Genomic DNA, 13671 nt, shown 5'->3' with positions numbered 1-13671 from the left:
CTTAAATCGAAATTGGGACTTTTACACAGCTGTTTATAAATTCTTTGAACACATTATTCATCTCATCGTTTGTGTTAGCCATTGATTCAGGATGCCACTGGACACCGACCGTAAATGTGGTTGGATGGATATACTCTACAGCTTCAACAATCCCGTCAGAGGATTGGGCAACAACTCTAAGATCATTGGCTACCTTATCGATTGACTGATGATGGAGACTATTCACACGTACCCGTTCAGAACCAACGATTTCAAATAATTTGCTATCCGTATTGATGGTCACCCAGTGAGTCTCCCAACTTCTCTCTATTTTCTGTGAGTGTTGGATTGGTTCTTTAACTTGACTCGGGATGTCCTGGATTAACGTACCGCCAAGGGCGACATTCAAAATTTGAACACCTCTGCAAATCGCAAGCAATGGGATATTGTTTTCAAGTGCATATTTCACCATTGCAATCTCCGCCATGTCCCGTTCGGGTGTAGTTGGACCTAAGTGACGATGCGGGTCCTGGCCATAAAGTTTTGGGTCAACGTCCTCTCCCCCGCTAAGAATTATTCCATCGCATAAGACAAGCGTCTCTAATGCTATTTCGGGGCTAATATAGGGAAGAATAATCGGGATCCCTCCATTAGCAGCAACACTTTTATGATAATCATGGTGTACATAGACACCTTCCATATATTCGTTATGTTTCACATAGGCACCTGATATGCCGATCACTGGTTTCTTACTCAAACCGATTCCTCCTCTAACTAAAAACGCTAGTATGAGTATCTTATCACACTCATTCTACCAGATTGTTTTTTTGAATGAATATCTAAGTCACACTCTTCAAAAATAATTTACATATTCTTTAATTGAACATCATAGATTACTATGTATGGCTTATATACAATAATTTTAAGAAAGTCAAAGGATGGAGATAAAATGGAACATGTTCTTTACAATGGCAAGAAATATATTATCCTTTACAAATACACATCAGGTTTTTGCGAAATAAAGGAAGTAGATAGTTTGCATAATATTCAGTTGGTTCATTTATCAGAATTAACCAATGTAAACTAAAAAAAGCTAAAAAAGGTCTTGAAACCTTTTTTAGCTTTTTTAGTTAACTTTCTTCGACAATTGAGGCGATGATATGTCTAGTATTCCATTGCCCTTCTGAAAAAGCTATAATTGGGTACTTTTTTGGAAAAAGCAATTGAGTGATTTCATCAATGGAGCGACCTTCTCTATAGAGATTATTCACTTCACCAGATAGATTTTCAAGGTAATCTAGCTTTTGGATCATCTTGCTTTTTCCATCCTTAATATAGCCGCTATGACAACAAAATAACGCTTGGAAATCATAGTTGAGCAGGGTGCGAATCGATTGAATGATCACTGGGATGGATTCACTGTCCATAATGACTTTCGTTCGTGATGTGACAAATAAATCGCCTGAAAATAGTCGGCCGCTTTCTTCATGGAAAAATGAGACATGGTCATCAGCATGTCCCGGTGTGTAGATGATTTTCCATTCTTGACTGCGTGATTGAATGTTCTCCCCAAGCGGCAAAGCATCAAAGACAGACCGAACTCCCCAAGTAAGTTGCCGGTACTTCGGGTAGGGACAATACTCCGCACATATACCTATTCCTTTCGGATGAACATAAATTGGAACATTCCTATTGGTTTGAATCCAAGGAGCTAAACCAGAATGGTCTTCATGGCTATGGGTTAATGTAACCAATTCAAAGTTTAGGTCCTCATAAATAGGGATCAGTTCTTTTTCAAGACATTGCGGCCCTGTATCGATTAGCATTCCATCAACTAAAAAGGAATAAACCGTTCCTAATATGATTCCTGAGCTTTGAATATTTCCTTCTACGCAGATAACGTCCTCATTAGTAAACATATTTAACATAGTTAACTACACCCCTTTTTTCGAATTTTCCAAATTGTTAATACAACTGTATCGAAAAATGAATGAATAATCAATCATGTTTTCTTGAAGAAATTTAAACCTGCTTATGCATATTTCACCACATTTTCTCAAATTATATGAAAAAAAAGGTGGTTATATAATTGAGTAATTGGCATCTCATTTTGTCTGGTATTGCTTTGTTAGTTTTGATTGGCGGTTTAATTTTCACGCTAAGGACTGGGAGAATGGTTAGTACTAGAACCGGTGAATTTGATACGCAAATCAATAAAAGCACTCAAAGGCACCCATACTTACTGAATCCTGTATTTCTTGTTTGGATTATCGCAATCGCAGCAATCATTATTTATATTATCTATTTGGGCTTTAATTACTATTGATAAAAATTAGAAGCAAAAGGCCTTTCCATTGATTGGAGACACCTTTTGCTTTTTTTTTAATTTGGCTGGGGCATCCGGTGGAGCACTTTCGGGAATGGTTGTTGCACAAACAAGTTAGGCGGGACTCTCTTTTGCAGGTAGCTTCCCTTCCCTTCTGCTCATCCAGTCGTTATTTGGTCCCGCAGAAGTCAAAGACTAACTGAGAAAAGTTAAAATTCGATATTTTAATTAAAAAGTGAAATTTTTCACGATTTCACAATTAAATTTATTTTCGGAATTTTATAAGTATGGTATAGTCATAGAAAAGAAAAAATGGAGTGATAAAAATGAAACTGAAAGTCCACCGCACTTATAATTTTAATGCAGGTCCGTCCGCGTTACCAATTTCTGTCTTAGAAAAAGCTCAGGAGGAACTGGTAGATTTTCGAGGTACGGGCATGTCGGTTATGGAACTTAGCCATCGAAGCAAGGCTTATGAAGACGTACATAATCAGGCAATTGCCAGCTTAAAGGAACTGTTGTCCATTCCTGATACGCATGAAGTCCTCTTCTTGCAGGGCGGTGCTAGTCTACAGTTTTCGATGATTCCGATGAACTTTTTACAAGCTGGGAAAAAAGCTGGATATGTAATGACTGGTTCATGGTCAGAGAAAGCCTTCACAGAGGCAAAGCTATTTGGTGAAGTTTACCATGCAGCTTCCACGAAGGAAGGCAATTACCGCAGCATCCCTACTCTTGATCAATTACTGTACAATTCAACTGATGCTTATTTTCATTTAACGTCCAACAATACAATTTATGGTACTCAGTGGAAGGACTTCCCAGACACTGGAGATGTTCCATTAATTGCAGACATGTCGAGTGATATTCTCTCTAAACCGATCGATGTTAGTAAGTTTGCGCTTATTTATGCAGGCGCACAGAAGAACCTTGGTCCTTCAGGGGTAACAGTGGTGATTATTCGCAAGGACCTGCTTGAACAAGCCAATACAGCTATCCCAACGATGTTAAAATACAGCACGCATTCAAAAAATAATTCCTTGTATAACACACCGCCAACCTTTGGCATCTACATGCTCGGAGAGGTCCTAAATTGGGCTCGGGAGTTAGGTGGGTTATCTGCCATTGCTGAGCAGAATGAGAAAAAAGCGAACCTGATATACGAGACTATTGACGCTAGTAATGGTTTTTATATTGGCCATGCAACACCGGACAGTCGTTCTCTCATGAATCTTACCTTCAACTTAGCATCAAAGGACTTAGAAAAGAAATTCCTCGAGCAAGCAAAGCAGGCTGGTTTTGTAGGCGTAAACGGACACCGCTCCATTGGCGGATGCCGGGTATCAGCATATAATGCCGTTCCAGTTGAGGCATGCCAGGCATTCAAAGAGTTCATGATTCAATTCCAAACAGAAAATAGTTAAGAAAAGCGCAAGCGCCCTGTTCAGCGGCGTATGGCCTGGAGCGCTCCAACTGAGATAAAGGAAACACGAAGAGCGATAGCGAATCGATGTTGACTTATCGTAGGGCGGAGAGCGAAGGACACTAGCCGCTAGGGCGCTGGAGCTGGACAATTTTCAAAGTCGAAACTTTATACATTCTTATCTTTTAAATTGAAAATCACCCTCACTTTGTTATATGAGGGTGATTTTTTATGGTACTGAAGAAAAATTCATAATAATTTCATTTTAATGTAAGTTTTGGTTGTTTGATAAATGGTAAAATAAGGAATATAGATAAACTTTTTTTAAAAATGTTGGATTGAATAATCAGGGGGTACTATATGTTAGGTCATTTCGGATTTTCATATGTAGGGCTGATCTATTTATTAATGCTATGGATTCCAAACATCATATGGAGCAAAAATAAGCCAATTGACTATAACCCTTCCCAGGAAAACAGAATATTACTAGTGTTTGAGCGTGTTGGACAAGTATGCTGCACTTGTAGCATACTATTTTTTAGCGATTTTAACATTGCTCCATTTTCAGCATGGAGCTGGTGGCTACTTGCATCATTTTTCCTAATGATTTTATATGAGCTTAGCTGGATTCGATATTTTATGAATGAACATACGGAAGAAAATTTTTATCGAAGTTTTTATGGAATTCCCGTACCTGGTGCTAGTCTGCCTGTCATGGCTTTTTTGCTTTTAGGTATTTATGGTGAAGTTATTTGGCTGATTGTATCTGCAATCATCATTGGTATCGGACATATTGGCATTCACATTCAGCATTTAAAAACAATAAAACACGTTCTATGAGTATCCCCATAGCTAAAGCATGGGGTTTCGAAAGAATAGGCTTTAAAGCCGCATTGTCTTTACGAGGGCTACCACAAGTCCCGCTACTACATCAGGCCTAGGCCTTCAGCTTTGCCTTTCTTATCTTTATGATGATTATCTTTCGTGGGGATTGGAGGAACTGTTTTCTCTCCATTCCTTCGAAGACATCCTTTGTATGCTTACGGACAATATTAAAAGCACCATTCACATCCGCATGGATCAGAATCTTAGAACCTTTGATCTTGTAAAAAGAACGACTGCTTCTATACCCGCTAAAATTATTATGGTGTTCTTCCCCGTAGGTTGGAATCGGGTCTTGATTCAAGAAACTAGACTTGGAGGTATAGCTTTCTTCTCGGACAATGACTTGAATTCCCTGTCTTTCTGCTTTGTATCGAATCATTCCTATGAAATTGGCATATGGGATTTGTATGAAGGTTTGTTTATTCGTCTTTTGCATATCAACCTCCATCTTCCAACCCTCATTTTTTCCAATGATGATCGTATCAATGGTTCTTTCTCTAGCAATCTCCACCACTTTTACACTGGCTTTATGTAAAAAATCCATGACTCGATTATTTCTTTTTCGATCTAAGGAAATTTATCTTGCCGTGTGAAACTTCCCTTCCTTTGGTCCTTTTCCATTTCGAAGGATACTCATGTATTTGGCTCTTAATTTGTTATAGTATTGATTGATCGATTTTAACCATTTGCCCTTGATAAGCAGAGGCATTAGCCCCGTGTTATCGATGATAGTTGCCAGGTTATCTACGCCCAAATCAATACCCATTACTCGTTTCGGCTCAAATATCCACTCATTTACTTGTTTTTCTGATCGCTTGATCTCCTTTTCCTGTTCACTTTTAAAAACGACTTCCATGACATACCGACCATAGGACGGGACAATCCGCACTTGTTGTAGTTTACCATCTATATGTGCGATTTTACCCAGTTTTAATTTAAGAGGAGTTCCTGGTAATGTAAGCATATCTCCACTTTTAATTTTAATAATTTGATTGGTTAAATAACAGGTCGTCCGTCCATTTTTCGGTTTAAACTTAGGAATCTTTGGTTTTCCTGAAAAGCTAGCAGGCTGGGTTTTATATTTCTTTGAGGCTTCGAAAAAGCTTTTCCAATCATCATAAACCTTTTTCATGGTTTGTTGATTGGATTGAGAGGGCATAGAAATGTAATCGATTTGTTTCATCACTTTAAATAGTGCTTCTACAAAGTTATAGGAAAGGAAGGCTTTCTCTGGATGGGGCATTTCAAATTGCTTCAGTTTTGGCTCCAAAACATGACCATTATGATCAACTTTTTTAGGCTTAGATTTGGCTCTCTCAAAACTTTTTAGACGAATTTTATTCATTTGAGGTAAATGGTCTTGAATATCTGTTAGAACTTGAAGTTGATTTTCATTTCTTGTTTCTTTTTTTAAAGCTGTGTACACCTGCCTAATATAGAAGTTGGTGATATTGTACAAATTTTTCGCTTTAAAACAGAGGGAGTCACAGTAGTCGAACAATTCATGTTCCGTATGAATTTGTATTTTATAGGATCGATACATTTTGTTCACCCCTTCCTCTAAAGAACAAATGTTCTAATTTCATCCCCATTATACCAAAGAATTTTATAGAATGTATAGTAAATTACTTACATTATCCTAAAAAAACGAACAAAAATACAGCTTATATCCCCATATCTAAAGCTAGGGGTTTTACGCTACTTTTTGATAATTTTTCTGAATAGTATCTTTTGCAAATAAAAAAAACCGCAATTGCGGTGAAATTTTGATGTGCATTTACTTTACATTTCAAGATGTTTTGGCTTATTTGCCGTCGACTACTTCTTTTAATATTTCATACGAACGTTTTTGTTTCTCCGTGTCATAAATATACGATACGGCCATGAGTTCATCGACATGATAATACTCCTGGAACTTTGTCAACTGCAGTTTGACCGTCTCCTTGCTTCCTAACAATGTTACACTTTGCTTCGATGCGGCCATTTCTTTTTCCATCGGGGTCCAAATCTCATCCAGATTTTCAACAGGCGGTTGTAACGGATTTTGGGTACCACGAACGACATTTAGGAAAAATTGCTGCATCGTGGTTGATAGAAATTGAGCCTCTTCATCCGTTTCGGCAGCAATGACATTTAAACAGACCATCATATATGGCTTATCTAAATATTCAGAGGGCTGGAATCGACTCCGATAAATCGAGATTGCTTCTTCCATGTATCTTGGTGCGAAGTGGGACGCAAATACATACGGAAGTCCCAAGCTTGCCGCTAGATAAGCGGAATCAGTCGATGATCCAAGGATATAAATCGGTATATTCGTGCCAACTCCAGGATAGGCTTTCACATAGCTTTGCTTCTCTCCCGGGCCGAAATAAGTTAGCAATGCTTGGACATCATCTGGAAACGTATAGACAGAATCATTTTTTGAACGCCTTAAGGCGCTTGCTGTCATCATATCTGTACCAGGAGCCCGGCCCAGTCCGAGGTCGACACGATTCGGATAAATCGTTGCCATGGTTCCAAATTGTTCAGCCACCACGAGCGGTGAATGATTCGGCAGCATAATCCCCCCAGAACCAACATGAATAGTACTCGTATGTTCTAATACATGTTTGATTAAAATGGATGTCGCTGAACTGACAAGTGTAGCGGTATTATGATGTTCTGCAATCCAATAGCGTTGATAGCCCATTTTTTCGACGGCTTGCGCAAGATCGACCATAGCTTCAATCGCTTGACTAGAACTTTGCCCATTTCGGATCGGTGCTAAATTCAAAACAGATACAGGTATATTAATTGTTGCCATTTTAGCAATTCCTTTCCCATTAGAGATTACTACTATAGTAACAATAGGAAGGCAGAAATCAAAAATAAATGCTTACCACCCTTTCTTTCTAGAAAAACTTTCCAAATAAAATTATGAAAACTACCTTTTTGGTAAATAACTGATTAGTGGGTAAATAATGGAAGGGGTGGTATCATGACGCAACAGGGTAAAACAACCTCCGATGCGACGAATAAGGAAGAATTACGAGGGACGTTTTTTTCGGTTTTGATTATTGGGTTCCTCATTCTACTCTTCTGGATCGTAATGTTTTATATCTATATCAATAGATGATTCCTATTCTAAGAAATTACAGGAGGATTTTATTCCGGATCTTCCTCTTCTACGTCGTAAACAACATGACAATCTATATATTTATTTGCCCAAGAAAAATCATGAGTATCTGTCCAACTTACTAAGAATATTTTTTTTACATGTCTTATATTAAAATCATCCATTATTTCTTTTTGACTACTCGATTTACCTACAGAATCTAAAGGATAAAGAACTGCGTAATCGATATTGTATGGATTATTATTCCAAGTAGTTGACTTAATTGTATCAATATATAAGTTATTAGTACTTCCAGTTTTATAAGGTATTCCTGATTTAAATTTCTTATTAGATTCTAAAATTGTATCGAGATTATTCATAGCGTTTACTCTAAGAAGGATGTTTGATTTATTGGCACATTCCACCACAGTTCGAAGAGCTAAAACGTGTTTCTGAAATTGATGTGTCCCTGTAATTAATACACATCTCTCTTTTGAATTCATAAATTCCTTTAATTGTTTTTCTGCATTGACTACATCTACAAACGTTTTCCATTCTCATTGCGAAGCTTTAGCTCAACTTTATTTGAATAATTCATATTTTACCTAATTGGCATTCCAGGTTTGATTTTATTCTTTTTTGGACTTTTTCACAGCCCAAAAATTATTATAACGTGGGTTATCACATTGTTAGCTATTTATATGTATTGGGTAGTATTAATTTTGATTACAAAAATTGAAATTCCATTAAATTGGATACATAGAAAAATAAGCATTTATCAATGGCTTGACAATTTAACAAATTATGATGAGTTCCTTATTTATCTTCTTAGTTCTCAAAAAGTTAAATATAAAACTTTAGAGAATTTACAAATAGTAAAAAATACATTTATAAATTTAACTCGCGGAAATAAAGAAACTTTAAAATTATATTAAGCATACTATAAACAACTTTCCAATGAAAATTCCGATCAAATTTACTGGACAGCATTAATGACAATGTTTTCATCATTTGTAATATTGGTCTTAAGAGAATATGTTCTGAAAAAAAGTTTTGAAATATCCCTTGTTAGGAGTTCTGATTATTTCTTACTAATAATGCTTATCGTTACCACGGTTGCTTATATGGTAGCCCAAATTCAAAGAAATAAGAAACGATATGGAATTATCACGGATATACTTGAAATTTGTATTGAGGAAATCGAAGAAAAGGAAGATAAAAACAAATCAACCCATAGGAGTTTCTTTGCCCCCTCCTAGTACTGGAAAAGCCTATCTCAAAGTATTCTACTTTGAGATAGGCTTTTCCAGTCGTTGCCGCTGTTTTGACATAGCCGCTGAATACATTCGTTTCTTGAAAAGTGAAATTAATCGTCTGATAAACGAGCGACCACCCTGTTGAATTCGAATTTACCTGTTACCACTTGTAGTTTGTAAACGAATGTTCTCAACACACTTTGTTTAGTTTATTCCATTTATGAAAAAAAGAGTCAAAACCGTCCTATTTTTGACGGCTTTGACTCTTTCAACTTAGACAGAATTCTACATCCCCGGGTGGCGGCAGGTAACGAGACTACAAAAGGATGCCAAAACTTTTAGGATACTTTAAACATTCGACTAACCTTTTAAAATATTGAACATTTTTTCTAACTCTTCAATTTCGTCTGAGTGCCACCCTTTTAAATTAATCTCTTTTAAAAGTCTTTTTGTAACATCCATTAATGATTTTTCTAGCTGAAAAAAATTACTTATACTAGTAAAGAAAATTTCTTGAGTGTCACTATTTTCTTTTATAAAATCTAATTTTAAATTATTTTCGGAAATTTTAGTAGCCTTTACTACCAATGGACCATCCATAAAATCAAATTCATGTGTAGTATTAGTTTGACTGTTTTTTATATTTATTAATGCTTTGTGCCACCAACTCAGTATGATAATAACAAAATCATTCCATCCCTCTTCAGGAAAATAACGATCCCCAATCAAAAAATAAATTTCTCCAGTGATAGATTTCCGACTACTAATACATAAGCTATTAAAATTAACAATAATATCCGCTTTTTCTACCATAATAAAACCTCACTTATTATTTGGGATAAGCTGTTTCTATAGTTTTTGTTTTTGTATTTACCCACATTTCTATTTTCATACCATTGCTTTTACCTTGAACTTTGACCCTATGATCCTGGGTTTTTATCTTCTTCCCGTTTTTATAAGCATTTTTTATCGCCTTCTCGATTCGCTTTTTACTCATATTATCTGGAAATAAATCTTTTATTTTGCTTTGTTTAGCTCTATAACCCCCTTTTGTATGTCCAGATATGACCTCTTCCATGTCAATCTTTATTCTTTTATATGATGGTAAATTTACTGGTTTCGGCCTAGGTAAACGAACAGTTCCTCTAACTCTAAATCCAAAAGATCCACCAAATCCTCCTCCACCTACATCACTCATTTCTTTCCTTCCATCAGGGTCAAATAACATTATTGGATTATTACTTACATAGTTATACCCATTTAGAGTTAAAGGATAGATTTCATCCCCTAGTTCTGGGTCAAAAGATAAAAATACACCGGTATTAGGATTATAATACCTAGCTAATAAATAATATAATCCTATTTCCTCGTCGTATCGATAACTTGCATAACGATAAGGATTGGATGACGCCATTGTACCTGTTTTAGAAATTATATTACCCCATGCATCATACGTATATGCTGCTACACTATTGCCGTCTTTATCCGTTAGTTCTATTACATCACCATGACCATTTAAATGGTAGTAAAAGGTAACACTATTTTTGATTATTGTCACAGGTCGGTTTTTATTATCCCAAGTGTATTCCACAAGAATGGTTCCATTTTGATCTGTTTCAAAAATAACATTACCTACTTGATCATAATGAAAAGATATAGTTCCACTTGATGTAGTCATTGTTTTACGTCTACCCTCATAATCGTAAGTGAAGGAAGCTTTTGTGTTCCCTATAGCTTTCTCTTTTACTTCAATTAGAAGATTATCCGGATTAAAAGTAAATAAAAATTTCCCATTATCCACCAAGTTCCCACTTAAATCGTATATATATGACTGGTTATTTTCAGATATTATTTGATTTGCTTGATTAAAGTCATAGGTGGTGATGGTGGAACTAGTACCTTTCGTAATGGTTTTTTTCGTCCGATTTCCTACAGAATCGTATTCATAGGAAATCGTCGTTCCATCTAATAAAGTCTCTTGTTTCAATTGATTTAGCTGATCATATTGTCCTTATAGCCGTACCAAAAGAACTTTTCTCCTTCGCTATTCTTCTTCACATCTCATTGGGGATCTTTTGGAATCCCAGCACGAAGATCGGCTAAAGGAACGTCCAACTGTTCTTCAATTTTTTTTCAAAAAGAGGAGACTGGCTTTGCGTTCAGCTTTTTTTTTCAATCAACCATTGTTCTCGTTCCTCCTTGGACTTACGATCACGTTTCTTGGGTTCATCTTTAGGTTTTTCATCCTTTGGAGGCACCTGTTCCCGTACTTCAAAGTGTGTGGCTTCAATGGTATGTTGTTATTGTAAAAATTGAGGAAGAATATATTTTCCTAAAGGAGAATGAGCGTTAGAATAAAAGAGAATCGCCAAATATATCTTGTAAATCAAACAGGCATTCTTGTGTATAATACAAAAAATAGAGCATCTCTCCAGTCTATTAACGAGTGTGTTATAATTCTCGTTATAAATGATGGGGAGATGCTCTATTTTTTGGTTATTTTACACTTAAAATATCAACAACTTTAGATTTTTATATAATTAACTTGAGTCTTGCAAAATTTTTGTCATGATGTATCTTGTCAATTTGCCTATATTCTTTGGATTCTTTGTCGAACAGGAAAAATAAAAAGGGACATCCCAAATCTTATGTTGAATCATGTTACCACAACCCAAATCCATAAGGGGGATGTCATTTTAATGGTAACCTTCTATTCTTATATAGTCAATTTTATTATTGCTTTAGGCCTTGGATTTTCCAAACTACAAAACCATCATGTGTTTATGTTTATTCATGGAAACATTCTGACAGACGGAAAGAAGACAGTCTTCCAAATACGGAGGCCCACCATGAAACTCGTCACTTAAGCTGTATGACCAAATTTCTGGATGAATCTCCCTGGTGCCCTAACCGTGCGAATCGGCGACACATTCAGAGTTTATGATGGATAAAATCAAAAAGATTCGTGCTATGTTAGGTGGTACAAGAGCGATCACTTTCTAACTATCGATGACACCCAATTAAAAAGGGACATAACTACCCGCAAGATGGAGGGGTGGATTTTCACTTTTCCTACTCCGACTGGAAAAGTGTTTGGTCACATTGCATGGTCTCTACACACGTTGTTAGCGAAGGATATTCATATGCCTTTGATTATCGCTCTTACTTCAGGGACTACTACTTTAAAGAAAATGGACTTATGTTTAAAAGCAAAAATGATTTGGCCATTGAGTTAATTGACCAGTACGAATCACTATCAAATGAAAGTTTATGTCTTGTTGGACAGTTGGAATTCCAGCAAAAAATTGATTGATACATGCAGCACAAAAGGGTACCACCTTTGGGCGGTTTGCGGACCAATCGAAAAGTCTATCAGCAGGGATTGGAATTTAATTTTCCAAATTTATCTCTGATTATTTCCATGCTGATGTCCTTCGCCCCGTCACGGTGGGACATCACCGATATAAAACATATCTTATGAAGGCAATCTCAGTGATACGGAAAATGCCACAATCCTTGTATCCTGGGAGGACAATTATGACTTAATAAAGGGTAACCGTTTTGTCTCCGGTGTACAATAGCGGCCTGGATTTCGTGACGATCATGTGCTACTAAGAAGTGCGTTGGAACATTGAGACTGGATACCGTTATTTTAAGGATTTACCCGGTTTCGACCATCATCAATTGCTTTCGTACAAAGGGATAGAGTGAACGTTATTGGTGTCTGCAATTTCTAACCTATAACTTCCTCGAATATCAGAGGAAAGAGTAAAAAAAGAAGGCATTGTCACAATTGGAGACAATGTCCACCGAATCCAAAGGGAACATCTCGGCCAGTTGATTCTCTATGTTTATGAGAAAGGAATTTCTCAAAGACCTCTGGCTTAAATACTGAAATGTCTAAATTTGTCACCATAAAAAACTAAATAATGTTACCCATAAAATTAGTGTGGTCTTTTTTAGGGCTAATTTTTAAAAATACAAGACTCTAGTAATTAATCAAACCAATTTAGGACTTCTTCTAATCGCACTCTTTTTATATTAGATAATAAAAACGGTTGATTTGAACATATAGAAAGGTAGTATTCCTCTTCCCACGTAAAAGTTTGGAAATAACAATTATCCTTTTTTTTCCTTTTGATATCGTATAGATGAAAAGATTCATTTTCCATTATTACCTCAAAAGATTTCAAGTCTCTTTGTAAACCTGTCCCTATTGCTTTCAAAAATGACTCTTTAAGGGTCCAATGATTAATAGGGTTAAAAGAATAAGTTGAATCCAATGTTTGTCTTATTTCCCTTTCAGTAAAACAATAATTTAAAGAATAGATGCTCATGGGAATTTTTTTTTTCAATATCAACACCTATAATTTGAGAATTAGATATACCACAAATCACCCAGTCATTGGAATGAGAGATATTAAAACTCCCCTTCCACTTTAAATCATTTTTAAGAAAAGGTTTTCCCCATTGATTCCTATGAAATTCAATTCGTTCTCTCCTCACTCCTGCATATTTACATAGATAGCCGGTAATTATTAAATATCCTATAAGGCTATTTAATAAATCTTTATGTTTTTTTTTCTTTCCTATCTTCTCGATTTCATTTATAGGAAGATAATTTGTTACATCTGAATAGTAAAAATCTATTGTTAATTCTTTAGTGTTTATAGCAAATAATTGCACTTCTGCTGTTTCTGTCATG

The 13671-nt window shown here is 36.0% G+C and carries 17 protein-coding genes and 1 pseudogene; 7 read left to right on the top strand and 11 right to left on the bottom strand.

Annotation, left to right across the window (positions count from 1 at the left end; translation table 11 throughout):
- Position 1: 1 nt before the first annotated feature.
- Positions 2 to 736, bottom strand: a complete 735-nt coding sequence (locus tag RCG22_RS00475) for a gamma-glutamyl-gamma-aminobutyrate hydrolase family protein (protein ID WP_308105234.1) — start codon at positions 734 to 736, stop codon at positions 2 to 4.
- 192 nt (positions 737 to 928) lie between these two features.
- Between RCG22_RS00475 and RCG22_RS00470 the strand changes: the two genes are divergently transcribed.
- The gene (locus RCG22_RS00470; RefSeq protein ID WP_308105233.1) at positions 929 to 1066 is read left to right on the top strand and encodes a hypothetical protein; all 138 of its coding nucleotides are present in this window, start codon (positions 929 to 931) and stop codon (positions 1064 to 1066) included.
- Between the two features lie 43 nt (positions 1067 to 1109).
- Here the strand turns inward: RCG22_RS00470 and RCG22_RS00465 are convergent, their stop codons facing one another.
- Positions 1110 to 1907 (bottom strand): MBL fold metallo-hydrolase, encoded by a 798-nt coding sequence (locus RCG22_RS00465; RefSeq protein WP_308105232.1) that lies wholly within the window; start codon positions 1905 to 1907, stop codon positions 1110 to 1112.
- 161 nt (positions 1908 to 2068) lie between these two features.
- On the opposite strand from RCG22_RS00465, the gene RCG22_RS00460 reads away from it, so the two are divergent.
- From RCG22_RS00460 to RCG22_RS00450, 3 genes are all read left to right on the top strand, one after another.
- The gene (locus tag RCG22_RS00460; RefSeq protein ID WP_308105231.1) at positions 2069 to 2305 is read left to right on the top strand and encodes a hypothetical protein; all 237 of its coding nucleotides are present in this window, start codon (positions 2069 to 2071) and stop codon (positions 2303 to 2305) included.
- 326 nt (positions 2306 to 2631) lie between these two features.
- On the top strand, positions 2632 to 3729 hold the full coding sequence (gene serC, locus RCG22_RS00455) for a 3-phosphoserine/phosphohydroxythreonine transaminase (RefSeq protein WP_308105230.1): 1098 nt from the start codon (positions 2632 to 2634) through the stop codon (positions 3727 to 3729).
- A 359-nt stretch (positions 3730 to 4088) separates the two neighbouring features.
- Complete coding sequence (locus RCG22_RS00450) at positions 4089 to 4568, top strand: hypothetical protein (RefSeq protein ID WP_308105229.1); 480 nt, start codon at positions 4089 to 4091, stop codon at positions 4566 to 4568.
- A gap of 97 nt (positions 4569 to 4665) precedes the next feature.
- On the opposite strand, the gene RCG22_RS00445 is transcribed toward RCG22_RS00450, so the two are convergent.
- From RCG22_RS00445 to RCG22_RS00435, 3 genes are all read right to left on the bottom strand, one after another.
- On the bottom strand, positions 4666 to 5157 hold the full coding sequence (locus RCG22_RS00445) for an IS200/IS605 family accessory protein TnpB-related protein (RefSeq protein ID WP_308105228.1): 492 nt from the start codon (positions 5155 to 5157) through the stop codon (positions 4666 to 4668).
- A 33-nt stretch (positions 5158 to 5190) separates the two neighbouring features.
- Positions 5191 to 6156 carry a hypothetical protein gene (locus RCG22_RS00440; protein WP_308105227.1) on the bottom strand — a complete coding sequence of 322 codons (966 nt, stop codon included), beginning with the start codon at positions 6154 to 6156 and terminating at the stop codon, positions 5191 to 5193.
- Between the two features lie 261 nt (positions 6157 to 6417).
- A complete protein-coding gene (locus RCG22_RS00435; protein ID WP_308105226.1) occupies positions 6418 to 7419 on the bottom strand; it encodes an LLM class flavin-dependent oxidoreductase in 1002 nt (333 codons plus the stop codon).
- A 174-nt stretch (positions 7420 to 7593) separates the two neighbouring features.
- Here RCG22_RS00435 and RCG22_RS00430 point away from each other — a divergent pair, with 174 nt between their 5' ends.
- Complete coding sequence (locus tag RCG22_RS00430) at positions 7594 to 7731, top strand: cytochrome c oxidase subunit 2A (RefSeq protein ID WP_308105225.1); 138 nt, start codon at positions 7594 to 7596, stop codon at positions 7729 to 7731.
- A gap of 29 nt (positions 7732 to 7760) precedes the next feature.
- Here the strand turns inward: RCG22_RS00430 and RCG22_RS00425 are convergent, their stop codons facing one another.
- Positions 7761 to 8213 carry a hypothetical protein gene (locus tag RCG22_RS00425; RefSeq protein WP_308105224.1) on the bottom strand — a complete coding sequence of 151 codons (453 nt, stop codon included), beginning with the start codon at positions 8211 to 8213 and terminating at the stop codon, positions 7761 to 7763.
- A 594-nt stretch (positions 8214 to 8807) separates the two neighbouring features.
- Here RCG22_RS00425 and RCG22_RS00420 point away from each other — a divergent pair.
- Positions 8808 to 8969 (top strand): hypothetical protein, encoded by a 162-nt coding sequence (locus RCG22_RS00420; RefSeq protein ID WP_308105223.1) that lies wholly within the window; start codon positions 8808 to 8810, stop codon positions 8967 to 8969.
- Between the two features lie 357 nt (positions 8970 to 9326).
- Here RCG22_RS00420 and RCG22_RS00415 read toward each other — a convergent pair whose 3' ends face one another.
- From RCG22_RS00415 to RCG22_RS00405, 3 genes and pseudogenes are all read right to left on the bottom strand, one after another.
- Positions 9327 to 9779: a hypothetical protein gene (locus RCG22_RS00415; RefSeq protein ID WP_308105222.1), complete on the bottom strand. Its 453-nt coding sequence runs from the start codon at positions 9777 to 9779 to the stop codon at positions 9327 to 9329.
- A gap of 16 nt (positions 9780 to 9795) precedes the next feature.
- Positions 9796 to 10953, bottom strand: coding sequence for an RHS repeat-associated core domain-containing protein (locus tag RCG22_RS00410; protein WP_308105221.1), 1158 nt, complete (start codon positions 10951 to 10953; stop codon positions 9796 to 9798).
- Positions 10954 to 10967: 14 nt separating this feature from the next.
- Positions 10968 to 11257: pseudogene (locus RCG22_RS00405) on the bottom strand (IS5/IS1182 family transposase); the annotation flags it as partial.
- An 815-nt stretch (positions 11258 to 12072) separates the two neighbouring features.
- Here RCG22_RS00405 and RCG22_RS00400 point away from each other — a divergent pair.
- The gene (locus RCG22_RS00400) at positions 12073 to 12279 is read left to right on the top strand and encodes a hypothetical protein (RefSeq protein WP_308105220.1); all 207 of its coding nucleotides are present in this window, start codon (positions 12073 to 12075) and stop codon (positions 12277 to 12279) included.
- Positions 12280 to 12961: 682 nt separating this feature from the next.
- Here the strand turns inward: RCG22_RS00400 and RCG22_RS25365 are convergent.
- Both RCG22_RS25365 and RCG22_RS00395 read right to left on the bottom strand, forming a co-directional pair.
- Entirely contained in the window at positions 12962 to 13303 is a 342-nt protein-coding gene (locus RCG22_RS25365) for a 4'-phosphopantetheinyl transferase family protein (RefSeq protein WP_374049454.1), read from the bottom strand.
- Positions 13269 to 13670 carry a 4'-phosphopantetheinyl transferase family protein gene (locus RCG22_RS00395; protein ID WP_308105219.1) on the bottom strand — a complete coding sequence of 134 codons (402 nt, stop codon included), beginning with the start codon at positions 13668 to 13670 and terminating at the stop codon, positions 13269 to 13271. Before RCG22_RS00395 ends, RCG22_RS25365 begins: the two co-directional genes overlap by 35 nt.
- Position 13671: the final 1 nt, after the last annotated feature.

Origin of the sequence: Neobacillus nitrireducens (assembly GCF_030915405.1) — a bacterium.
Taxonomy (GTDB): domain Bacteria; phylum Bacillota; class Bacilli; order Bacillales; family Cytobacillaceae; genus Neobacillus.
This window is presented reverse-complemented; position numbering and strand designations above follow the sequence as displayed.